This is a genomic window from Candidatus Methylacidiphilales bacterium (assembly GCA_033875315.1).
Lineage (GTDB): Bacteria > Verrucomicrobiota > Verrucomicrobiia > Methylacidiphilales > CAZTYG01 > JANRJG01.
Map to the genome: position 1 here is coordinate 73,080 of JANRJG010000011.1, position 20,648 is coordinate 93,727.

Sequence of the window (20,648 nt, forward strand, 5' to 3'; positions counted from 1 at the left end):
GCCGGTCATACCTCCACCCTCAGTCCGTCATACGGCAGGCAAACACCTGCGGGCAATCCTGCGGAGACCTTGGCATGGTCGACGTGGTGGGTCAGGTGGGTCAGATATGTCTTCCGCGCCCCCAGATCCGCCGCCACGGCTAGTGCTTCATCGATACAGAGATGGGTTGGGTGGGGCTCGGGTCGCAATCCATCGATCACCAAAACATCCACCTCACGCGCGATTTTTCGTGCCTCGGCCCCGACTTCTTTGCAATCGGTGTAGTAAGCCAAGCGGCGTCCAGAGGATTTTTCCTCGAAGACCAGGCCCAGAACCTCAATGCGCCCGTGGGGCAGGGAGCAGGAACGGACCCATCCTCCCGGCAGTTCCAACACCTCCGGCATGCGGTGCAGTCGGAACGCGGCATATCCCTTGAACCGGGCTTTCTCCCCCACCGCGTAGGGAAAGATGGCCCGCACCCGCTCCTCTCCCTCCTCCGAGGTGTAGACATCCAGCGCATCCCCGCCCCGCTGGTCGCAGAAGCGGCGCAGATCGTCCATCCCCAGCACATGGTCGGCATGGCCATGGGTGAGAATAAACGTGTCGATACTTCGAATGTCATTCGCCAGGCACTGCGCCCGGAATTCGGGACCGGCATCGATCTGGATGTGGTGGCCGTCCATGACCACATGCGCACTGGTCCGGGAGCGGTGGTTGCGCGGATCGGACAAGTCGCAGTGGTGGTGGTCGAAGGCGATCATCGGCACACCCTGCGAGGTGCCCGTGCCCATGAAGATTAGTTCCACCGCGGATCACCCCCGCCTTCCTGCTTGCGCTTCATCTGGAAAAAAGCCTGGAGCAGTTTCACGCAGTCCGCCTCCATCACGCCCTTGGTCACTTGCACCAGGTGGTTCAAGGTCGGGACTTCATGGACCGAAAGCGCCCCGCCGAGGAATCCCATCTTGGGATCCGGCACTGCGTAAACCACCCGCCCCAGGCGCGCCATGATGGCCGCCCCGCTGCACATCGGGCAGGGCTCCTTGGTCACGTAAAGCGTGCATTCGTTCAAGCGCCAGTCCCCCAACTTTTCGGTGGCGGAAGTGATGGCGAGGATTTCCGCGTGGGCCGTGGGGTCCTTGAGGGCTTCCACCCGGTTGTGCGCGGCGGCAACCGCCAACTCCCCGTGGGCGATCACCGCCCCGATCGGCACTTCATCTTCGCCCCAGGCCTCCACCGCTTGGTTGTAGGCCAGGGTCATGAAATACTCATCGTCCCGCCGCAGTTCGGAAGGATAGCGCTTGGGGAAAGGACAGGGCGTGCTCAAGCAATCAGCCCCGCCAGTTTCTTCAGATAATCGTAGCTGAAAAGGCCGGTGTTGTGGCCATCGCTGAAATGGAACTGCACCGCGTAACCCCCGACCAGATTCCACCCCTTCACGGTCACCCCGGGGAACTTGGCCGTGCCGTCCCCGCCGTAACGGTTGCCCAAAAGGTCGGTCTCTCCCATGTTGTCGGCACTGGGGGATTTTTCCCGCAGGAAGGACATGGGGTAGTAATCCTCACTCCCGTCCTGCCAGCGGATCGCCACTTCCTGGCCGACGAGGGCGATTTGTTCAGGGGCGGTCACGGGTTTGATCGTTTCAAGGATTGCGCTACCATTCAAACAGGAAATGAAACGGAAATAATTCTCCCGTCCACACCTCCCACCCCCATGAATCGATCGTCCTTCTTCCTGACCCCGCTCCTCGCCCTGGCCTGCACCTTCAGCGCCTGCGGCAATGCTTCCACTTCCAACTCCACCCACACCCCCAAACCCCCCATGAGCCTCGACGAACTGAAAAAGAAACTGACCCCCGAACAATTCCGCATCGCTTACCAGGACGGCACGGAACCTCCGTTCCGCAACGCCTACCACGACAACAAGAAGCCGGGCCTCTACGTGGACATCGTCACGGGCAAGCCCCTATTCAGTTCGAAGGACAAGTTCGACTCCGGAACCGGTTGGCCCAGTTTCACCAAGCCCATCGACGCCAAGGAAGTCACGGAACACAGCGACACACAATTCGGCATGGTCCGCACCGAAGTCCGGTCATCCAGCAGCGATGCCCATCTGGGCCACGTCTTCCCCGACGGTCCGGCCCCCACCGGGCAGCGGTATTGCATGAATTCCGCCGTGCTCAAGTTCATCCCGGTGGAAGATCTGGAGAAAGAAGGCTACGGCGAATACAAAAAGCTCTTCCTACCCTGATAGCCTCCGTCCCTGTCCCCTACCGTTTCAATAGGGGGTTTTGTCCGCTTTGCCCGCCCACTCCCGGAAGACCCCGCGCGCTTCCGGACTGGGCCGGCAAACGGCACACAGTTTTCTTTTGCGCGGCGGACGGTCCAGCTCGTCATAGATGAACTGGTCGGCAAAGCCGATTTTCGCCGCCTCCCGGGCGGTGTTGGCATAAACCACCCGGCGGATACCTGACCAATAAATCGCAGACAAACACATCGGGCAGGGCTGGCAACTGGCGTAAATCACGCAGTCGGACAAATCGAAACGCTTCAACCGCTTCGCGGCCGCACGGATGGCCTCGACCTCGGCATGGGCCGTGGGGTCGTGGGATTTCAACACCCGGTTCCACCCCCGTCCCACCACCCGGCCCCCGCAGACCACCACGGAACCGAACGGCCCGCCTTCGTTGGCCCTCATCCCCTTGCGCGAAAGCCGGATGGCCTGATCCAGAAACACCGCATCCCGGGCTTCAGACCGCGATGTCTTCATTCCAAAGCTCCGGCTTTTCTTGGATGAATTCGCGCATCAAGCGGATGCATTCCTCATCCTGCACCACCTCGATCTCCATCCCATGGGCGCGGTTTTCTTCCTCCGGCCCACGGAAGGTGATGTTTTCCCCCACCAACACGCGGGGGATTTTGAACAGCCGGGCCGCCCCACTGCACAACGGACAGGGCGAAAGGGTGGAAACCAGCAGGCACTCGCGGTAAACCGCCGCCGGCTGCCGCCCGGCATTTTGCAGACAATGGATCTCGGCATGCAATATGGGGTCCCCCTGCTGCACCCTCTGGTTGTGCCCACGTCCGATGATTTTGTCGCGATACACCAAGACCGATCCGATGGGAATCCCGCCGGCATCCCGCCCTTTCTTCGCTTCCTCAATCGCTGCCTGTAAAAATAGGTGCTTCATAAATCCAATCCTGTTCTTCTTACTTCCTCGGAGGCACGGGGTCAAAGCCCTGGCCCCCCCAAGGATGGCAGCGGCACATCCGTTTTACGGTCAGCGCTGAACCCCGCCAGGCCCCATGGACCTCCAGCGCCTCGACCGCGTAACGCGAGCAGGTCGGGGTGAAACGGCAACCCGTCACCGCACCACCGAACAGGGTATACACCGGCGCGGAAAGCAGCTGGTAGGTCCGGATCAGACCGATTAAAAGTTGTTTCACGCCAGTTTTCCAGGATGCAGACCTCGGGTAGATTAACCTGCCCGGCTTAAAATCCCAAGTTTCAAATCCCAAGAAGACGATCTTCTCTCCAGCGCCCGCCCACCGCAGCCTTGGCGAAGGTGGGTTTCCTTCTGTTCAATCGGTTCCATTCGGTTAAATCCCTTGCATGCAGACCATCGACGAACTCAAGGCCATCGTGGCCCGCCTGCGCGGCCCCGGCGGTTGCCCCTGGGACCAGGAACAAACCCACCAGTCCATCCGTTCCCAGTTGCTGGAAGAATGCTACGAAGTCCTCGAGGCCATCGACGAGGGCAACGACTCCCTCTTGGAAGAGGAACTGGGCGACGTCCTCCTGCACATTGTTTTTCACGCCCAATTGGCGGAGGAGGAAGGGAAGTTCAGCCTTGATGACGTGGCCCGCGGCATCAACGAAAAACTCATCCGCCGCCACCCCCACGTCTTCGGGGAGGGGGGCAAACTCGGCAGCGCGGCCGAGGTGCTGCAAAAGTGGGACGAATTGAAAAAGGTGGAAAAGCCCGAGCGCACCGGTGCCCTCCATGGGATTCCTCCGATCCTCCCCGCCCTCATGCTGGCCCAGGAAACCCAGAAGAAAGCCGCCAAGGCCGGCTTTGATTGGAAGGAAGTCCGCCCGGTGCTGGACAAACTCAAGGAAGAGATCGCCGAACTGGAAAAAGACCTGGAACATCCGCAGCGGGCGGCGGACGAACTCGGGGACGTGTTTTTTTCCCTGGTCAACCTGGCCCGCCACTTGAAGGTCGATGCGGAACAATCCTGCCGGGATGCCACCCGGAAGTTCACCCGGCGCTTCGAACACGCAGAAGCCGAAGCGGCCCGTCAGGGCCGCGCACTCAAGGACAGAAGTCCGGAGGAACTCGACCGCCTATGGGAGACCGCCAAGGAAGCGGCCCAAAAGGCTACTTGATCAGATTGAAGTTGATCGGGTAGCGGAATTCCACGCCATTGTTGGCTTGGATTCCGGCGTAGACGGAAAGACCGATGGCGGCCAGCCAGGCCAATCCAATGAGCGGGAAAAGCAACATCCCAATAACGACGATCGTCAGGATGAAGGCCACCACCAGGGCGGCGAAGAGGATCAACGTCGCGGTGATCTGGAAGTTGAGAGCGTCTTTCCCGTGTTTTTCCACACTGGGAATCTCGGCTTTCTTGATCTGCCAGACCAACAGCGGCCCGATGATGTTGCCAAAGGGGATCATCAGGCCCGCCAGGGCGGAAAGGTGGGCCAGCATGTTCCAAGTTTTGACTTCAGATTCGTTGGCCATGGTTTTTATCCCTTCCGGTGGGGCTGCTATGCGTTGATTTAGAACCAACCCTTTTTCGCCGTCACGTAGGTGGCCACGAATTCCTCGTCGGTTTTGGTCAGGTAAATGATGCCTTCAATCAGCCCAATGATGCTGCTGATCGAACCGCAGGTCACAATCGAGAGGCCAAGCATGATCAGCCCCTCGGTGGTGTAGCCCAGAATAAATTTGTGAATTCCGAATGCTCCGAGAAGGATGCCACAAATGCCCGCGGGAAGTTTTTTGTCTGCTCCTGGAATCGCCATATAATGCCTCCTAGTTGGTGGGCCTAGGCTTAAAGTTTCCGCATAGACAAGGCAAGCTTAATGCTCAACAAATCCTGTTCAACCATGTCATGAAGCCGCCACACATCCGCGCCACTTTCCCATCCATGCCGCGTTTCTTTCTCATCCTGCCCTTGCTCCTGGCCCTGGCGGCCGGTTGCGGGAGCCACTCCTCCTCTCCCGAACTCATCATTCTGCAAACCGGACGCATCTTCGGAAATGTCTACCCGCTCGATACCAAGTCGATCGCCCCTCTCCAACACTATCCCTATCTGGCCGGTTATGTGAAAAAAATACGCCAAGAGGCTGCCGCCTCCGGTGCCCAGGTCCTCCTCATCGATTCCGGTGACAGCCTCGGGGGCTCCTTCGCCAGCCACGCCACCCATGGTGCCAATATGGTCCGTTTCTTCAACCAACTGGGATATGATGCGGTTCTGCTCGGCAACCTCGATGCCAGCGTCGACCCCGCCATCCTGGCCCAGCTCCGTATGCCGGTCCTCGTCCCTTTCCAGAAAGAGGACGGCACCAGCCCCCTCCCGAACACCAGTGCCGCCCTCTCACTCCCCAAGGGCCCCCTCACCGTCCGCCTGATGGCCAATTTCTACGGTGACACCGCTTCCTCGGAATTCCCCCACCGCTTTCCCGTCTGGTTCGGTGCCGTCCCCCGGGGCATCCAACCCGTCCGCGATTATGAAGCCTTTTTGAATGCTCCCCTGCCCGCCGGCTCCATCCCGGTCACCCTTTTCCACTGGATGAAATTTGAACCCAGCGCCATCCCACCGTCGTTCGTGGAAAAGCTCAAAACGGACGGCGTCGACGCCATCCTCGCGCACCGCATCTACAACTCCGGTGTCCGCGACACCTGGGAGCGACAGACGCTCGACCAGTGGCCCGTGCCGGTGTCCGAAAACATCCTCCGGCAAAATGGTGGGTTCACCATCGCCCGCCTCGACCTGGCCCGCAAGGGCGGCAAGTGGGCCCCCGTCGCGCCCTCCACTCTGGTGCAAATGAATGCCAACACCGCCCCGGCCGACCCGGACATCATCCGGGAAATCAACCTATTGGCGCCCACCATCAAATCGGCCGACGAAACCCTCGCCACCTTGGACAAAACCCTCCTCGAGGACCAAATCCTCCCCGCCTACATGAAGATGCTGGCCGCCCGATTCAAGGCCGACACCGTCCTTTTCTCCACCGGGGCCATCCGCAGTGAACTGCCTTCCGGCCCCCTCACCGCCAACCGCCTTTACGCCTCCCTACCTTGGAACAATCCCCTCGTCTTCGTCCGGCTCGACGCCACCCAGGCGGCCCAAGCCGCCACCATGAGCGGCCACGCCGTCCTCCGTAAATCTGGCGCCGGGGCCCCCACCCGTCTCCTCACCTCGCTCTTCTTCGCCCGCCTGCTCCAGGACCAGTTCCACCTGCCGGATCAGGCCCTGGAAATCATCCCCGGCTCGAACGAATTTGAAAACGCCAAGGCCATGGTCAAAGCATCGCCGTCGTCCCTGGCCGACGCGTCCATCCCGGAGGGCTGGTCCTATGCCACCGCGCCTTGATGACTCCAGACAGGCCCGCCTCCGCCAAGCTGGCATCTCGCGCAACGAGATCATCGCCGCCTTCGCCGTCTTCTTCATCGTGGTGGCCGTGACCGTGCCCTACCTCCAACACCGTGCCCGCGCCGCCAACCGCACCGCCGCCCTCCAGAACCTCCGCCAGTGGGGCATCGCCCTCAACCTCTATCTGGTCGAAAACGACAACACCCTTCCCGCGGTCGGCACAGGGCCGGCCGATCCCGCCGCCTGGCAGAACACGCTTCCGGTCTACCTTTCCCTCAAACCCCTTGCCGGTCAGTCGACCCAAGCCATCCTCGATGCCGGCATCTGGACCGACCCGTCCGTCCCGGTCAAGCCCTCCGGCCCGCCCGAATCCGCCGTCACCTACGGCATCAACGCCTGGCTCCAGCCCGACCCCGCCTCCCCCCCCTACCGCATCTACGAGGTCGAGGACCCCACCGCCACCTTCTTCCTGGTTTCCGCCCCACCGGGCCACCTGAGTGTCCTTCCCGGTGGAATGGCCTACCGCCACGGAGGCAAATCCGGCAGTCCCCAGGCCCGCGGCCAGGCCCTCTTCTGCGACGGCCACGTTGAAGAAGTCGACCCCGCCTCCGGCAACCGTCCCGAGGCCGCCAAGCCCGACGCCAATCCACCCGCCCGCCCGACCTGGATACCCCTCTTCAACGCCCGCCCGCCCCAGTAGCGGTCATTAGGGCTGGACCTGATCGGAGGGCAAATTATGCTCGCCTCCCATGTCCGATTCCGCCAGCCACGCTTCTTTCCGGGTCACCGGCCGTTCCCCACTCCGTGGCACGATACGCCCGCAAGGCAACAAGAATGAAGCCATGCCCCTTCTGGCCGCCTGCTGCCTGACCGACGAACCCGTCACCCTGGAAAACCTGCCCCCCATTGAGGACGTCCATATCCTCCTCGATATCCTCCGCGCCCTCGGCGTCCAGATCCGGACCGAAGAACATGAACAGGACGACACGGTCACCGTCCACGCCGCCAAAAAACCCGGCCACGATCTGCCCCCCGCCCTATCCAGTCGGCTACGCGGTTCGGTCACACTCGCCGGCCCCCTCCTGGCCCGCTGCGGCTCGGTCTTCCTCCCACAACCCGGTGGTGATAAAATCGGGCGGCGGCGCCTCGATACCCACATCCTCGCCCTTGAAGCCCTGGGGGCGAAAATCAAAGCCCACAAAAACGGATTTGAAATCCGTGCCCGCAAACTCACCGGCGCCGACATCCTCCTCGACGAGACCTCCGTCACCGCCACGGAAAATGCCGTCTGCGCCGCGGTCCTGGCCGAGGGCGAAACCATCCTCCGCAACGCCGCCAGCGAGCCCCATGTCCAGGGCCTTTGCAACCTGCTGGTCCGGATGGGGGCCAAAATCGACGGCATCGGCTCCAATATTCTCCAGATCAAAGGGGTGAAAAAACTCCACGGCGCCAAGCACCGCATCGGTCCGGATTATCTCGAAGTCGGCAGCTTCATCGCCCTGGCCGCCGTCACCCGCGGGGAAATCCTCATCCAGGACGCCGACCTCCCCAACCTGCGCATGATCCGCCTCATGTTCTCCCGCCTTGGAATCGAATGCATCGACCAGGGCCGCGATCTCCTCGTCCCGGCCAAACAAAAGATGCGCGTCGTCACCGACCTGGGGGGGGCCACCCCGCGCATTGAGGACGCCCCCTGGCCCGGCTTCCCCGCCGACATGACCTCGGTCGCCCTCGTCACCGCCACCCAGTGCCGCGGCACCATGCTCATCCACGAGAAGATGTTCGAATCCCGCCTCTATTTCACCGACGGCCTCATCGGCATGGGCGCGCGCATCGTCCTCTGCGATCCCCACCGCGCCGTCGTCATCGGCCCCGAGCGTCTCCGCGGTTCCAAACTCGTCAGTCCCGACATCCGCGCCGGCATGGCCATGCTCATCGCCGCCTTGTGCGCAGAGGGAGAGTCCGAAATCCACAACATCGGCCAGATCGACCGTGGCTTTTCCCACATCGACACCCGTCTGCGCAGCCTCGGGGCCCGCATCGAACGGGTGGTTCCCCATTTAGTCGATTAAGCAACGCGTCTCGGGCCTCGGCGGACCCGCTTCACCCTCCGCTCCACCACACTTTATCTATCTTTCATTTTCCACAAGCTGGCACTCCAACCATTCGTCCGGACTTGGGCAATCCATTCATAGTATTCCCGGATCACGCCGGGGTCATCATCTCCCAGCAAAAGAACGTAATCGGGATAAAAGCCACTGGACCTTTGATAGGCCCTGAAATTCAACCCCTGCACACCCGATTCGGCATATCCCAACGATCGATGCGGATTCATGCTCGCACGGAAGCGGACGGGAAAACCATGGACCCTGGCCTGGTAATGGTTGAGGCAGGCGATGCGTTTGCCGTTGGCCGCCACATTCAAGTAGGCATGTTCCCAGAAGTTGGTCCGCATGCCCAGGTGCTCCCGGAAACCCACGGACGTCACCACCAAGAGACTCCGGTTATCCGGAATAGGGTCGAGCAGTTTCTGGAAAGCCCCGGAAGGCTGTTGGTAGTCGCTGAAAACCCCCCAGATCCGCAGCCAAAGCACCATTGCCACCACGACGGACAGCACCGCACCCGTCGACGACAAATACGGCATCGACTCCACCCTGCAGGCGAGCCAGACTAGGAACAACAGCCAGGGAACCAGGAGCAACCGATACTGGATGAGGGATCCGCCGGCTGATTTGTCGGGCATCAGCACCACCAGGGCAAACGCCAGCACGGCGTAAACCAGGAACAAGTCCGGACGTGCAGCCGGAGACTTCCACACCTTCCAGATGACCCAGACGGAACAGATTAAAACAAAAACAGCGAAGCAGACCACCGCCGCCGAATCCACCAAACCCGGGAACGGAAGGGCCACTCCCAGAAACAATCCATTAAACAATAACTGGCCCGCTGGATTTCTGTCCCCCATTCCGATCTGGGGAGAGACCGATAGATACCAAAGCATCAACAAAGCGGAGGGAATCCACCCCGCCATAAAATGCCACACCCGCGTCCATCTTTGGCGGGGTTCGATGCCGATCAGGCCCAAGCCCATCCCCAATGCCAAAATCCATGCCAGGGGATGGCAAAAATAGAGGACCAGGGTGAGGACCACGAAAAACAACCAGGCTTTGAAACTGAAGCTGTCCCGTCCGGTCCAGTAACCCAACAACAACATCATCAGTGCCAGACCCCAGATGAAATTCAAAAATCCCAGATAAAGAAGATGGTGGTGAACCAAGGGCAGGACCCAGAATGCCGGAATCGGGGAAGCCACCCCCAGGCGCTGAAGCAGGTAGCGGAAGGACAGGGGGATAGCCAGACAAGTGGCGGCCATCATGATTTTTCCCGCCCACACCCAGCCCACCACTTGCTGGAGGATCCCCAACACCACGCAGCTCAACCCATTCGGCCAGGGCTTCCAGACCGCTTCGAAGACACGCCCCAGCGGCCCCCCACCGCCCTGCAGCAAGTGCCCGATCAAATACGCAGTGTATTGGTGGGCCGGAACATCGACCGCTGGAATCTGATCGAACCAAAAAAAAGGAACGACGGACCAAACCAAAAGGCCCGCCCAAATCCACTCCTCGCGGCCCGTTCTAGACAGTCGTTTGAACATTTTCCTGCTCCCGCGCCTTCCTGGATTTCAACAGCGCTTCCAAGGCCAAGGACCAGACCGGCAAAAAGAGCAGGACGGCCACAAGCACAAATCGATCACCCCCCGAGCCAAACCAATAACTGTATCCCAGATGCAAAACGACCGAGGCAGACCCGGCGCCCAACAGCGCCAGGGCCTGTCTTTGGTTTTTTCTGGCGCACACCACACCCCAAAGGGCCAGAGGAAGCAACACCATGACCGGATAGGTATGAAATACCGACTCGCGTCCGCCCCACAGCCGGGCGGCGAACTCCCGGTAATAAGTCCAGGAAAAATGCATCGAGTTTCCATCCAATAGCTCCACCCCGGCCCGGTAAGTAGGCACCCGGGCGTAGGCCCCCATCACGGCATCACCGAAGAGCATGAAGTTCTGCCACAACAACGGAACCACCATCACGGCCCCCCCCACACCACACCAGACCCAGGCCTTCCAGTTGGTGCGGAAAGCCGGCAGATAACCCCAAAGCAAAATCGGGAAGAGGATGACATGGGTGACCCGAAAATGCAGGGACAAACCCCAGAGCAACCCCGCAACCAGCGGACGCCGGGGCAACACAACCACGCCCGCCAGCACCAATCCCGCCCCCATCAAATCATAGGAAAAGGTGTAGGCGTAATACCACACCAGATTGGTGCCAAGGACCGCCATCACCCCCACCACATCCGCAGCGGGCGGAGCGGAGAGCCTCGAAGCCAGGGCATAAACCGAGGCCAGCACCCCCACCAGCACCAACTGCTCCGCCAGCCAGATCCCCGGCATGCCTAACATTCCATAAAAAGGGGCCCCGAAGAGACTGGCCATGAGCGGATGTTTCGGCAGCAACCGGCCATCCAGCGCCCTGGAATAGACATCCTGTCGGTAGGTGACATCGGGCCGGTTTTTGCTCAGGTCCATGAGATGCCCGTGCAGCACCGCGAAGTGCGGCCTTTGCCATGTTCCTCTGGTCCAGATATCCTTGGCTGTTTCCGCGGTGGAAATATACGGGTTGAAGGGATAATCCACGCCTTCCAGTTTTCCCACCGGGAGAAATGCGATGCCAATAACCCGATAGCCCGCTCCCATCATGACCAGCAAAGCCACCAACATCCATATCCGGTGGGCGGGTTTCATCCTGGCCCCCAATCTCCCGGAAGCCCTCCGATTGACAACCGATAAATTCACCCGGCCCTTCCGGTCCCCGTTCATCCTTTTTCTTCCTGGGACAAAAAAGGGTGTGTTTTTGTCTTTCCAGCCATAGCTTCACTGCTGTTCCCGATTCTGGTATTCTGCCACCTCAGTTTGACCGCGCTTTGGAATAATCTGCCATGAAGCCTCCCGACACTCTGCTGGCCAGCCTCATCACGGACATGCCCGGATGGCTGTCTTCCCATCTGACCGAGACCGGCTGGTTGCTCGGTCTTCGTGTTTTGGGCTCCCTTCTGATTTTCTTTACCGGCATATGGTTTTCCCGGTGGTTCGCCCGCTGGTTGCGCCAAATCCTCGATCATGCGGGCGTCCAGCAGATCGTGGCTTCCTTCACCACCAATTTGCTCAAGGCCGTTTTCATCGTGCTGATCCTGGTGGCCGCCGTGGCCAATCTGGGATTTCCCATCACTCCCGTGCTGGCCGTCCTCGGCGCCGCCGGCCTGGCGGTGGGCCTCGCCCTCCAAGGCACCCTCTCCAACCTCGCCTCCGGCGTCCTCCTCGCCATCCTCCGCCCGTTCAATGTCGGCGACTTCATCGAGATCCCCGGACATGCGGGCACGGTCGAGGCCGTCCACATCTTCCAGACCCGCCTCGTCACCCTCGATCACCGTGTCGTCATCCTGCCCAATTCACTTCTCACCAACCAACCCCTGGTCAACTGCACCACCAAGGGCACCCGGCGTCTCGACCTGGTCATCGACATCGCTTACGACGAGGACCTCCCCCGGGTCAAAGACACCCTCCTGCAAATCGTGACCGCCAACAAACGTGTCCTGGCCCATCCCGCCCCCGTCATCGGCGTCCTCGCCCTCGCCGCCCACAGCGTGCAGATCGCCGTCCGTCCCTGGGTGGCGGCCGGCGACATCGTCCCCGCCCAATTCGAATTGCTCGAGGCCATCAAGCTGCGCTTCGATGCCGAGGGCGTTGAAATCCCTTTCCCCCAGCGCGTCGTCCACCACGTCGGCAAACCGCCCTCGCCCAAAACCCCATGAAGATCGAAACCTACACCGGCGGACTCGCCGAAACCAACGGCTACCTCATCCAACACGACACGGGTTGGCTGGCCATCGACGCCCCCGAGGGCATGGCGGAATTCTGCTCCGGTAAAACCATCACCGGCCTCGTCCTGACCCACGGCCACTGGGACCACATCTGGGATGGGGCGGAGATCGCCCGTTCCCACCGCTGCCCCGTCTACGGGCATGCCGACGATGCCGACCTCTTTGCCAACCCCAACATGATGTCCGCCTACGGACTTCCGGAAGCGTTGGAAGAAATCGAGCCTGTCCGTTTTCTCAAGGAGGGTGAAACCCTGGACGTCGCGCCATGGGCGTTTTCCATCCTGCACATCCCCGGCCACTGCCCGGGCAGCATCCTGCTCTACGAAAAATCAGCTGGAGTGGTTTTCGGCGGCGATGTGCTCTTTGCCGGGGCGGTGGGGCGGTGGGACCTCCCGCGCGGCAACCAGAAGCTGCTGCTGGATGGGATCAAAAAGAAGCTCCTTGTCCTGCCTGACAACACGATCCTCTACCCCGGCCACGGCCCCGACACCACCCTCGGCCAGGAAAAACGCACCAATCCGTTTTGTCAGTGATTGATTCTGGGGATGATCTGTAGCGGTGGTCATAGACCGCCGCTAGAGTTTTACTTCCCGCCAGGCCTTGAGCTTTTCGTGGGCCCGTCCGGAATCGAGGGCCTCGGCTGCCAGGGCCTCGGCTTCTTCGTTGTCTGAGCAGGAGCCATGGACGCGCAGAGCACAGGCCGCGTTCCAGACCAACATTTCCCGCAGGGCGGGATCCGTCGAAGCCGGACCGCGCAGGACGGCATCGATCCTTCCCGCGCTTTGATCGGGCGATTCCACCAAAAGTTCCGCCGTGTCATGGAAGGTCTGGCGTCCGATTTTTTCTTCCAGCCCGGCATTGCCCCGCGTCCAGGTGAACCCGTCCACACTGGCTTCACCCAACGGCCTGCCCGTGGCGTCCTCCCCGTAAATGGCCGAGTAAGATTCGCGACCCAATGCCGCCAAAGCACCGGCAAAGAGGTCGAGGTGTTCTTTTTTGAATACACCGATCATCTGTGAAGCCGGACGGGAGGGATTCAAAAGCGGGCCGAGCAGGTTGAAGACCGTGCGACGCCCTTCGGCGGCCAGTTTCTGTCGCAGCGGGGCCAAATGCTTGAACGCGGGGTGGAAGACCGGTGCGGCCACGAAGGTCAGGCCCAGGGTTTCCAGTTGCCGGCTGAGATGTTCCGGATTCTGCGCCACCGGCACGCCCAGGGCGGCCAACACATCGGCACTTCCCGATTTCTTGGTCACGCCACGGTTCCCGTGTTTGACCACGGGCACCCCGCAGGCGGCCAGGATGAACATCATGCCGGTGGAGATGTTGACCAGGTTGAGCCCGCCACCGCCCGTCCCACAGCAGTCGAAGAGGCGTTGACCCTGCCAGTGCCGGTGCAGACCCGGGTCGAGGGAAAGGGGGAGCAGGGCCCGGACAAAGGCCGCCAGTTCTCCCGGGGTTTCCCCTTTGTCCGTCAAGGCCCGCAAAAAATCCGCCTTCTCCGCTTCATCCACCGCAGAATCGAGCAAGGAGGGAACAGCTGCGGCAATTTGATCCGCCGTAAGTTCCCCGCCTTCACGGCAATGCTGGGTAAGATCGAAAAGCTTCATCGCCATCATTTCACAAGGGACACCCCACCCGCTGCTACCCACTTAAAACTTAATACCTAAAACTAAAAACTTTAATGCCCCTTGCCGTGCTCTTTTTCGAAGTAGGGCAGGAAGCGGTTTTTATCGATGCCCTTCATGTAGGCTTCCTGGCCGGTGATCAGTCCCTGGTCGTAGTAATACTGCACCGCATCGTCCATCAACTGCATGCCATCGGCACGGCCGGACTTGATGACGTCCTTCAGTTTAAACGTGTTGCCCTCGCGCACGATGGCCGCCACGGCGGAGTTGGCCACCAGGATCTCGTTGATGGCGATACGGCCGGCCCCGTCCTTGCGCTTGAGCAGCAACTGGGCCACCACCCCCCGCAAGGAGGTGGAGAGCATGGTGCGGATCAGTTCCTGCTGGTCGGCGGGGAAGGCGTCGATGACGCGGTCGATGGTTTTCTGCGCGTTGTTGGTGTGGAGGGTGCCGAATACCAGCAGACCGGTTTCGGCCGCGGTCAGGGCCAGCGAAATCGTTTCCAGGTCGCGCATTTCCCCGACGAGGACGACGTCCGAGTCTTCGCGCAGGGCGTTCTTGAGACCGTGGGCGAAGGAGGGGGTCTCATTCGGCACCTCGCGCTGGGTGATGACGCTCTGTTTATTCGGGTGCACGAACTCGATCGGCTCTTCGATGGTGATGATGTGCCGTGAATACTTCGTATTCATGTAATCGATGATCGCGGCCAGGGTGGTTGATTTCCCGGAGCCGGTCGGGCCGGTGACCAGCACCAATCCCGAGCGGAGATCCCCGAATTTTTCCAAAACCTTGGGCAGGGCCAGTTCGTCGATGGTTTTGATGCGGTTGGGGATGAGCCGGAAGATCGCCCCCATGCCGTTGAGGTGTTTGTGGTAGTTGCAGCGGAAACGGGATTCCGCGTCCATTTCGTAGGCGAAATCGAGGTCGCCGGTCTTGAGGAATTTTTCCCAGGCTTTCGGGCGGCAGATCTCGGAAAGGAGTTCCTCCATCTCGGCCCGCGTAAGGGCGCCTTCGCGGATGGGTTGGATCTCCCCATGGCGGCGGAACTTGGGTGGCTGGCCTTCGGAAAGGTGGAGGTCGGACCCCCCTTGTTCGACCAGGACCTGGAACAACGGATCGATTTTGTGCGCCATAACAAATTTCTAGAGCTTGCTCAGACCCCGGCCAGCGAGGCCGCCATGGTTTTCTGGTTGGAGGAGCGCTGGTAGGCCTCTTCCTTGGTGATGAGCTTTTTCTGCACCAGATCCAGCAGGGAATCGTCCATGAGGGACATGCCCTGCTTCTTGCCGATCTGGATCTGGCCGGGGAGGAGGTGGTTGTTGCCCTCGCGGATGAGGTTGGCCACGGCCGGGTTGTTGACCATGATTTCCATGGCCATGACCCGTCCCTTGCCATCGGCCCGCGGCACGAGCTGCTGGCAGACCACTCCGCGGATGGATTCGCTCACCATGGTCCGGATCTGGGCCTGTTGCTCGACCGGGAAGACATCGAGCAGGCGTTGCATGGTCCGCGCCGCGCTGCTGGTGTGCAGGGTGGCCAGGACCAAGTGACCGGTTTCCGACGCGGTGATGGCGAGGGAGATGGTTTCCAGATCGCGCATTTCCCCGACCATGATGACGTCCGGGTCTTCGCGCAAAGAGGCGCGCAGGGCGGTGGCGAAGGACTCGGTGTGGGTGTGCACTTCGCGCTGGGTGATCTGGCAACCCTGGGAGGAGAAGACGTATTCGATCGGGTCTTCCAGGGTGATGATGTGATCGCGGCGCTCACCGTTGATCTGGTTGATCATGGCCGCCATCGTGGTCGTCTTCCCGCTGCCGACCGAACCGGTGACGAGGATGAGCCCGTTGTGGTATTTGATGAGTTCGTAGAGCACCGGGGGCAGGCCGAGTTCGGCCATGGTGCGGACACGGCTGTTGATGACACGGAAGACAGACTCCCAGCCGCGGCGCTGGCGGACGACACTGGTGCGGAAGCGGGCCAGTCCGGGGGCTTCATAACAGAAGTCGACCGCCCCCCCCTCTTCAACCTGGTGCTGTTGTTCCGCCGTGAGAAATTGCCGGGCCAGGCGCTCGGTTAGCGCCGGGCTCAGGGGCTCGGCATCGGGGGCGATGGGAACCAGTTGCCCGTTGTAGCGCAAGAGCGGAGGAAAGTCGGGTCCGAGGTGGAGGTCGGAGGCCTCCACTTCGACGGCGTGGCGGAGGAAGGATTGGATGTCGGCCCCGCCGTGGTCGAGGCCCGGATCATGGGGTTCGTGGAAGCCATGTGTCTGGACCGCGACCTTGGTTCCGGCAGGAACAGGGGTCGACTCAGGAGCCGGGGCGGTGCCGTGGGTGCCGGTGGCATCGGCGATGAGTTTGAGGAACGTGGCCGTCCGTTCTGCGGGGAGAATTCCCTGTTCACTCATCAAATCGAGGGCGGAAAGGTGGGGCATCTGTCCCAGGGCTTGGCGCACCAACTGGGCCTGCTCGTCGCTGATCCATCCGGCCTTGACTGATTCATCCAGCACGTAGTCGTTGTAGGGTCGGGTATCCATGAAAATCAGTCGGCTTTGAGGGCTTGCACGGGCTGGAGGCGGGCGGCTTTGAACGAAGGGTAAAGTCCGGCGATGATACCGGTGGCGAGGGCGAATGCAAAACTTAATCCCACTCCGGCCCCTTCCACAATCGGCTCGTTCGGGATGCGCAGGACATCGTCCAGAAGGTAGACCATTCCATAACCGCAGGCCACGCCCAGCACCCCCCCGACCAGAGCAAGGAGGAAGGCCTCCATCAGGACTTGGACAAACACATCCACGGGCGTGGCTCCCAGGGCCAGGCGCACCCCGATCTCCCGGATGCGCTCGACGATCCCGGCCAGCATGATGTTGCAGATGCCAAGGCCGCCCACTACCAGGCCGATCCCCGCGATGATTCCCCCGCTCAACCGGGCGGCCCGCACGGATTTTTCCACATCGCCCACGGTTTCTTCATAAGTCTCGATCTCCACATCGTCAATGCCCCGGTGGGTGACCCGCAGGACATTGCGCAATTGCTCGGCCACCACGGGCTTGTGAACCGGGTCGCTCAGGCCGACCTGGAAGTAATCGAGCTTCAGGTCCGGCCCGACCTCGTTTTGCACCGCGACCGCCGATTTGAAAATCCCCTGCATGGTGGTGATGGGGATGATCACCACTTGGTTTTTCCAAGGATAGGGGTCGTAACCCCGGCTGCCGCCCCGCCCCCCCGCGCGGCTCTTGCGCCGGGCCTCCTGCACACTCATTTTGCCCTGGGCCCGGGCCCGTTCCATCTCGCGGTTGAGGTATTCCGGAAACGTCCCCACAACCTCGAAGGATACGCCCTGGATTTTGATGGTTTGCCCGACGGCAGTGGCCGGTCCACCGGGGAAAAGTTCGGACCAGAACCGGCTTCCCAGAACGGCCACCCGCGCGCGGTTGGCCTGGTCGAGTTCGCTCAGGAACCGTCCATGCTGGACCGACATTTTTTCCATTTCCAGGTAGCCCTCCTCGGTGCCGATGATGTTCCCGTTCAGCCCCTTGTTGCCAAAGGACACCCAGGTGTTGTGGCTGGCCACCGGACAGATCCAGGTGATCCAGGGTGACACGCCTCGCAGGGCCCTCACATCCCGGTATGTGATACCCGGGCTGCGTTGCGCGATGTCGCGCTGGCGGGCCGGTGGGGCCGAGGGGTTCACTTTCAGCTTTTGCGCCTCGCCCGAACTCAGGCTGTTGGTCCTCATGCTGGCGGCCATGCCCGCGGTGATGGCAAACATGGTCATGAGCGAAGACACCCCGAAAACCACCCCGAGGATGGTCAGGAAAGAACGGAACTTGTGCGCGGCGATGTCGCGCACGCCTTCGTTCATGGCCCAGAACACATTCATTCGTAGCGCAGGGCCTCGATGGGATTCATGCGCGCCGCCCGCACCGCTGGAATGAAGCCCCCGAGCAGGCCCACGGCCACTCCGGCCAGGAGGCTGGCCCAGACATGGCCCGCCCGCAACAGCGGGGCGTTTTCCGTGGTGGCGATCTCCTTGATCACATGCACCAGGATCCAGCCCGCCACCACCCCGAGCACCCCGCCCAACAACGCGAGGAGGAAAACCTCGATGGTGATCTGGACAAAAATGTCGGCCGGCCGGGCCCCGATGGCCCGCCGCACCCCGATTTCCCGGGTCCGCTCGCGGATGCTCGCCAGCATGATGTTGGTGATCCCGACCGCCCCGGCCATCAGGCAGACACCGGCCACCATCCCCCCGCTCAAGCGGGCCCCCAGGACCTGCGACTCGATGGCATCGAACCAATCTTCCCGGGTCTGGAAACCGAAATCCTGCACACCACGGTGGGTGGCCTCCAGCACCGTCCGCATCTGCTCGAGGGCGGGGGCGAAATACCGGAAATCCCGCACCCGGATGTTGATCTGGTCGAGCGTGGGGTCCGCGCCCTGGTCCACGCCCCCCACCAGTTTGACCCCGAAAAACAGATCCATCATGGTGGAGAGCGGGATGAAAGAGCGTCCGTTGATGTGGCGGAAGGGGGATTCCCGCAACAGGCCGACCACGATAAAATCCATCCCATCCACCAGGATTTTGCTGCCCAGGGCGCCGCCTTGTGGAAACAGATCACGGGCATGGTCCGCCCCCAGGATGATCACCCGGTTGCGGAATTCGTTGTCCAGATCGGCCACAAACCGGCCCGCGGCCATTTCATTCCAGGTGTCCACCTGGAGGTATTCATCCTCCACCCCGCGCAATCCAAAAACCTGCGTCTGGCGATTTCCACACGACAGGGTGATCACCCGGTTGAGCCGTTTTTCCGGTGAAACCACCGCCACCAGGGTCGCCTGCCGGCGCAGGGCTTCCACGTCCCGGTAGGTCCGGCCCCGGCTCAGGTCCTTCATCGATTCCTGCTCGGGCGGGATTTCCACCCGGTCGATGCCCACCCGCTCGACCCCGCCGAATTTGTTCAGGTAGAAACGCATCCCCGCCGTCATGCCTTCAACCACCGCGAACATGGCCATGAGCGAGGCCACTCCCAGCACCACGCCGGAGACGGTCAAGAGGGAACGGAACTTGTGCGAAAGGATTTCCTGGACCCCTTCAACCAGGCCGCGACCCACATTCATGCACTCCCGCCCCCGCCAGTGGATGAGGTGGAAGATTCGTCGTCATGGATACGCCCATCGCGGATGTGGATGCGCCGGTTCGTTTCCCGGGCAATGTCCGGATCGTGCGTCACCAACAGAACGGTGTTGCCCCTTGCATTCAGCTCCCGGAACAACTGCATGACCTGCTCGCCGGTCTGCGAATCCAGCGCCCCGGTGGGCTCGTCGGCCAGGAGGAGTTTGGGGTCGTTGACCAGGGCGCGGGCGATGGCCACCCGCTGGTTCTGTCCACCGGAAAGTTCATTGGGACGGTGCCCGATGCGGTCCGCCAGACCGACGGCCTCGAGGGCGGCCCGCACCTTGCGCCGCCGCTCGGTCGCCCCCACCCCGGCATAGACCAGGGGCAGGGCCACATTCTCCTCGACGTTCAATTTCGGCAGCAGATTGAATGTTTGGAAGACGAAGCCGATTTTTTCATTGCGGATGCGGGCCAGACGGGTCGCGCCGGCCCGGCTGGCATCCAGGCCATCGATCACCACGGTGCCCTCGGTCGGCGTGTCCAGACAGCCGAGCAGATGCATGAGGGTCGACTTGCCACTGCCCGAAGGACCGATGATGGCGGCATAATCCCCTGAGTGGATTTGCAAATTGATCCCGTCCAAGGCCCGCACTTCCTGGTTGCCCAAGCGGTAGATCTTACGCACACCGCTCAGTTCAATGAGCGCTTGGGTTGCCGGGTAATCGCTCATGGACTTCCAATCTAGAAAATCCCACCCTGTTGTCCATCCCCACATCAGACACGCTACGCCGATATAGTGCCTTATGGCCCTAATCTGTAGGGAAAATCAGCACTGTCGGACTTTGCTATGAAAAGCACATCCATTGCTATAAGATCGGCATTTATGCTTATGGAGGGTTCCCCATGCAAACAAGGCCACCGGGCATCTGCCCGTTCCCGCCGGGGACAATCCACCATTGAGTTTGCTTTGACGGTGCCTTTGCTGGTTTTCATCATGCTCTTTTGTTTGGAGATCGGGTTCTTCATCAACGGGCATGTCATGGTGGCCACGGCGGCCAGAGAGGGCGCCCGGGCGGCCGCTCTCGGGCAGGACATCCCGCGCGTCCAGAGCCATATCATCTCGATTGCCGGACGCCTGGCATTGTCCAATTCCAACATCCGCATCGAACGTTCCACTGATAACGGCCAAACGTGGAGCGTCATGACGCCCCCGGTGGGCACCGTCCAGTCCGGCGGGGCCAGCTCCTACAACGCAGCAGATTCCGGAGACCTGATACGCGTCACCATCGCTGTTCCCTATCAACAATTGACCAATTTCGTGCCGGGATTGACCGGCCTGCCCATCAGCAAGTCCGTGACCATGCGGCGCGAACCGACCTGATT

General features: G+C 61.3%; 24 protein-coding genes. 8 read left to right on the plus strand and 16 right to left on the minus strand.

Annotated features, from left to right (window positions below):
• Positions 1-5: 5 nt before the first annotated feature.
• From SFU85_04015 to SFU85_04025, 3 genes are read right to left on the minus strand one after another with little or no spacing between them, the layout of a single operon-like run.
• Entirely contained in the window at positions 6-770 is a 765-nt protein-coding gene (locus SFU85_04015; GenBank protein ID MDX6765936.1) for an MBL fold metallo-hydrolase, read from the minus strand.
• A gap of 5 nt (positions 771-775) precedes the next feature.
• Positions 776-1,303 carry a tRNA adenosine(34) deaminase TadA gene (gene tadA, locus SFU85_04020; protein MDX6765937.1) on the minus strand — a complete coding sequence of 176 codons (528 nt, stop codon included), beginning with the start codon at positions 1,301-1,303 and terminating at the stop codon, positions 776-778.
• On the minus strand, positions 1,300-1,641 hold the full coding sequence (locus tag SFU85_04025) for a DUF971 domain-containing protein (GenBank protein MDX6765938.1): 342 nt from the start codon (positions 1,639-1,641) through the stop codon (positions 1,300-1,302). The genes tadA and SFU85_04025 overlap by 4 nt, the downstream gene beginning before the upstream one ends.
• A 48-nt stretch (positions 1,642-1,689) precedes the next feature.
• On the opposite strand from SFU85_04025, the gene msrB reads away from it, so the two are divergent.
• Positions 1,690-2,226, plus strand: a complete 537-nt coding sequence (msrB, locus tag SFU85_04030; protein ID MDX6765939.1) for a peptide-methionine (R)-S-oxide reductase MsrB — start codon at positions 1,690-1,692, stop codon at positions 2,224-2,226.
• Positions 2,227-2,253: 27 nt separating this feature from the next.
• Here the strand turns inward: msrB and SFU85_04035 are convergent, their stop codons facing one another.
• Genes SFU85_04035 through yidD form a run of 3 tightly spaced genes read right to left on the minus strand, consistent with a single transcriptional unit; the run spans position 2,254 to position 3,422 of the window.
• Positions 2,254-2,745 carry a nucleoside deaminase gene (locus SFU85_04035; GenBank protein ID MDX6765940.1) on the minus strand — a complete coding sequence of 164 codons (492 nt, stop codon included), beginning with the start codon at positions 2,743-2,745 and terminating at the stop codon, positions 2,254-2,256.
• A complete protein-coding gene (locus tag SFU85_04040) occupies positions 2,726-3,166 on the minus strand; it encodes a nucleoside deaminase (protein ID MDX6765941.1) in 441 nt (146 codons plus the stop codon). Before SFU85_04040 ends, SFU85_04035 begins: the two co-directional genes overlap by 20 nt.
• Positions 3,167-3,185: 19 nt before the next feature.
• A complete protein-coding gene (gene yidD, locus SFU85_04045) occupies positions 3,186-3,422 on the minus strand; it encodes a membrane protein insertion efficiency factor YidD (protein ID MDX6765942.1) in 237 nt (78 codons plus the stop codon).
• Between the two features lie 166 nt (positions 3,423-3,588).
• Between yidD and mazG the strand changes: the two genes are divergently transcribed.
• Complete coding sequence (mazG, locus tag SFU85_04050; GenBank protein MDX6765943.1) at positions 3,589-4,365, plus strand: nucleoside triphosphate pyrophosphohydrolase; 777 nt, start codon at positions 3,589-3,591, stop codon at positions 4,363-4,365.
• Here mazG and SFU85_04055 read toward each other — a convergent pair.
• On the minus strand, positions 4,358-4,723 hold the full coding sequence (locus SFU85_04055) for a DUF4870 domain-containing protein (GenBank protein ID MDX6765944.1): 366 nt from the start codon (positions 4,721-4,723) through the stop codon (positions 4,358-4,360). The genes mazG and SFU85_04055 overlap by 8 nt on opposite strands.
• A 38-nt stretch (positions 4,724-4,761) precedes the next feature.
• Positions 4,762-5,007: a TM2 domain-containing protein gene (locus tag SFU85_04060; protein ID MDX6765945.1), complete on the minus strand. Its 246-nt coding sequence runs from the start codon at positions 5,005-5,007 to the stop codon at positions 4,762-4,764.
• A gap of 89 nt (positions 5,008-5,096) precedes the next feature.
• Between SFU85_04060 and SFU85_04065 the strand changes: the two genes are divergently transcribed.
• From SFU85_04065 to murA, 3 genes are read left to right on the plus strand one after another with little or no spacing between them, the layout of a single operon-like run.
• Positions 5,097-6,581, plus strand: a complete 1,485-nt coding sequence (locus SFU85_04065) for a hypothetical protein (GenBank protein ID MDX6765946.1) — start codon at positions 5,097-5,099, stop codon at positions 6,579-6,581.
• Complete coding sequence (locus SFU85_04070; GenBank protein ID MDX6765947.1) at positions 6,565-7,281, plus strand: hypothetical protein; 717 nt, start codon at positions 6,565-6,567, stop codon at positions 7,279-7,281. Before SFU85_04065 ends, SFU85_04070 begins: the two co-directional genes overlap by 17 nt.
• Positions 7,282-7,330: 49 nt before the next feature.
• Positions 7,331-8,653, plus strand: a complete 1,323-nt coding sequence (murA, locus tag SFU85_04075) for a UDP-N-acetylglucosamine 1-carboxyvinyltransferase (protein MDX6765948.1) — start codon at positions 7,331-7,333, stop codon at positions 8,651-8,653.
• Positions 8,654-8,706: 53 nt separating this feature from the next.
• Here murA and SFU85_04080 read toward each other — a convergent pair whose 3' ends face one another.
• Complete coding sequence (locus SFU85_04080) at positions 8,707-10,236, minus strand: hypothetical protein (GenBank protein ID MDX6765949.1); 1,530 nt, start codon at positions 10,234-10,236, stop codon at positions 8,707-8,709.
• Positions 10,217-11,386 carry a hypothetical protein gene (locus tag SFU85_04085; protein MDX6765950.1) on the minus strand — a complete coding sequence of 390 codons (1,170 nt, stop codon included), beginning with the start codon at positions 11,384-11,386 and terminating at the stop codon, positions 10,217-10,219. Before SFU85_04085 ends, SFU85_04080 begins: the two co-directional genes overlap by 20 nt.
• A 194-nt stretch (positions 11,387-11,580) precedes the next feature.
• Here SFU85_04085 and SFU85_04090 point away from each other — a divergent pair, with 194 nt between their 5' ends.
• Together SFU85_04090 and SFU85_04095 are read left to right on the plus strand one after the other, a co-directional pair.
• Complete coding sequence (locus SFU85_04090; GenBank protein MDX6765951.1) at positions 11,581-12,453, plus strand: mechanosensitive ion channel; 873 nt, start codon at positions 11,581-11,583, stop codon at positions 12,451-12,453.
• Positions 12,450-13,055, plus strand: a complete 606-nt coding sequence (locus SFU85_04095) for an MBL fold metallo-hydrolase (GenBank protein MDX6765952.1) — start codon at positions 12,450-12,452, stop codon at positions 13,053-13,055. Before SFU85_04090 ends, SFU85_04095 begins: the two co-directional genes overlap by 4 nt.
• A 42-nt stretch (positions 13,056-13,097) precedes the next feature.
• Here the strand turns inward: SFU85_04095 and trpD are convergent, their stop codons facing one another.
• From trpD to SFU85_04125, 6 genes are all read right to left on the minus strand, one after another.
• Positions 13,098-14,129, minus strand: coding sequence for an anthranilate phosphoribosyltransferase (gene trpD / locus SFU85_04100; protein ID MDX6765953.1), 1,032 nt, complete (start codon positions 14,127-14,129; stop codon positions 13,098-13,100).
• 71 nt (positions 14,130-14,200) lie between these two features.
• Complete coding sequence (locus tag SFU85_04105; protein ID MDX6765954.1) at positions 14,201-15,280, minus strand: PilT/PilU family type 4a pilus ATPase; 1,080 nt, start codon at positions 15,278-15,280, stop codon at positions 14,201-14,203.
• A gap of 20 nt (positions 15,281-15,300) precedes the next feature.
• The gene (locus tag SFU85_04110; GenBank protein ID MDX6765955.1) at positions 15,301-16,680 is read right to left on the minus strand and encodes a type IV pilus twitching motility protein PilT; all 1,380 of its coding nucleotides are present in this window, start codon (positions 16,678-16,680) and stop codon (positions 15,301-15,303) included.
• Between the two features lie 5 nt (positions 16,681-16,685).
• Complete coding sequence (locus tag SFU85_04115; protein ID MDX6765956.1) at positions 16,686-18,008, minus strand: ABC transporter permease; 1,323 nt, start codon at positions 18,006-18,008, stop codon at positions 16,686-16,688.
• A 14-nt stretch (positions 18,009-18,022) separates the two neighbouring features.
• The gene (locus SFU85_04120; GenBank protein MDX6765957.1) at positions 18,023-19,267 is read right to left on the minus strand and encodes an ABC transporter permease; all 1,245 of its coding nucleotides are present in this window, start codon (positions 19,265-19,267) and stop codon (positions 18,023-18,025) included.
• The gene (locus SFU85_04125; protein ID MDX6765958.1) at positions 19,264-19,995 is read right to left on the minus strand and encodes an ABC transporter ATP-binding protein; all 732 of its coding nucleotides are present in this window, start codon (positions 19,993-19,995) and stop codon (positions 19,264-19,266) included. The genes SFU85_04120 and SFU85_04125 overlap by 4 nt, the downstream gene beginning before the upstream one ends.
• A gap of 159 nt (positions 19,996-20,154) precedes the next feature.
• Between SFU85_04125 and SFU85_04130 the strand changes: the two genes are divergently transcribed.
• Positions 20,155-20,646, plus strand: a complete 492-nt coding sequence (locus SFU85_04130; protein MDX6765959.1) for a TadE family protein — start codon at positions 20,155-20,157, stop codon at positions 20,644-20,646.
• Positions 20,647-20,648 lie beyond the last annotated feature (2 nt).

What these genes read in the sequence shown, in the direction of transcription:
- SFU85_04015 (MDX6765936.1), bottom strand. Translation starts at nt 770, where the DNA reads ATGGGCACGGGCACCTCGCAGGGTGTGCCGATGATCGCCTTCGACCAC.
- msrB (MDX6765939.1), top strand. Translation starts at nt 1,690, where the DNA reads ATGAATCGATCGTCCTTCTTCCTGACCCCGCTCCTCGCCCTGGCCTGC.
- SFU85_04035 (MDX6765940.1), bottom strand. Translation starts at nt 2,745, where the DNA reads ATGAAGACATCGCGGTCTGAAGCCCGGGATGCGGTGTTTCTGGATCAG.
- SFU85_04040 (MDX6765941.1), bottom strand. Translation starts at nt 3,166, where the DNA reads ATGAAGCACCTATTTTTACAGGCAGCGATTGAGGAAGCGAAGAAAGGG.
- mazG (MDX6765943.1), top strand. Translation starts at nt 3,589, where the DNA reads ATGCAGACCATCGACGAACTCAAGGCCATCGTGGCCCGCCTGCGCGGC.
- SFU85_04055 (MDX6765944.1), bottom strand. Translation starts at nt 4,723, where the DNA reads ATGGCCAACGAATCTGAAGTCAAAACTTGGAACATGCTGGCCCACCTT.
- SFU85_04060 (MDX6765945.1), bottom strand. Translation starts at nt 5,007, where the DNA reads ATGGCGATTCCAGGAGCAGACAAAAAACTTCCCGCGGGCATTTGTGGC.
- SFU85_04065 (MDX6765946.1), top strand. Translation starts at nt 5,097, where the DNA reads ATGAAGCCGCCACACATCCGCGCCACTTTCCCATCCATGCCGCGTTTC.
- SFU85_04070 (MDX6765947.1), top strand. Translation starts at nt 6,565, where the DNA reads ATGCCACCGCGCCTTGATGACTCCAGACAGGCCCGCCTCCGCCAAGCT.
- murA (MDX6765948.1), top strand. Translation starts at nt 7,331, where the DNA reads ATGTCCGATTCCGCCAGCCACGCTTCTTTCCGGGTCACCGGCCGTTCC.
- SFU85_04080 (MDX6765949.1), bottom strand. Translation starts at nt 10,236, where the DNA reads ATGTTCAAACGACTGTCTAGAACGGGCCGCGAGGAGTGGATTTGGGCG.
- SFU85_04085 (MDX6765950.1), bottom strand. Translation starts at nt 11,386, where the DNA reads ATGAAACCCGCCCACCGGATATGGATGTTGGTGGCTTTGCTGGTCATG.
- SFU85_04090 (MDX6765951.1), top strand. Translation starts at nt 11,581, where the DNA reads ATGAAGCCTCCCGACACTCTGCTGGCCAGCCTCATCACGGACATGCCC.
- SFU85_04095 (MDX6765952.1), top strand. Translation starts at nt 12,450, where the DNA reads ATGAAGATCGAAACCTACACCGGCGGACTCGCCGAAACCAACGGCTAC.
- trpD (MDX6765953.1), bottom strand. Translation starts at nt 14,129, where the DNA reads ATGAAGCTTTTCGATCTTACCCAGCATTGCCGTGAAGGCGGGGAACTT.
- SFU85_04105 (MDX6765954.1), bottom strand. Translation starts at nt 15,280, where the DNA reads ATGGCGCACAAAATCGATCCGTTGTTCCAGGTCCTGGTCGAACAAGGG.
- SFU85_04110 (MDX6765955.1), bottom strand. Translation starts at nt 16,680, where the DNA reads ATGGATACCCGACCCTACAACGACTACGTGCTGGATGAATCAGTCAAG.
- SFU85_04115 (MDX6765956.1), bottom strand. Translation starts at nt 18,008, where the DNA reads ATGAACGAAGGCGTGCGCGACATCGCCGCGCACAAGTTCCGTTCTTTC.
- SFU85_04120 (MDX6765957.1), bottom strand. Translation starts at nt 19,267, where the DNA reads ATGAATGTGGGTCGCGGCCTGGTTGAAGGGGTCCAGGAAATCCTTTCG.
- SFU85_04125 (MDX6765958.1), bottom strand. Translation starts at nt 19,995, where the DNA reads ATGAGCGATTACCCGGCAACCCAAGCGCTCATTGAACTGAGCGGTGTG.
- SFU85_04130 (MDX6765959.1), top strand. Translation starts at nt 20,155, where the DNA reads ATGGAGGGTTCCCCATGCAAACAAGGCCACCGGGCATCTGCCCGTTCC.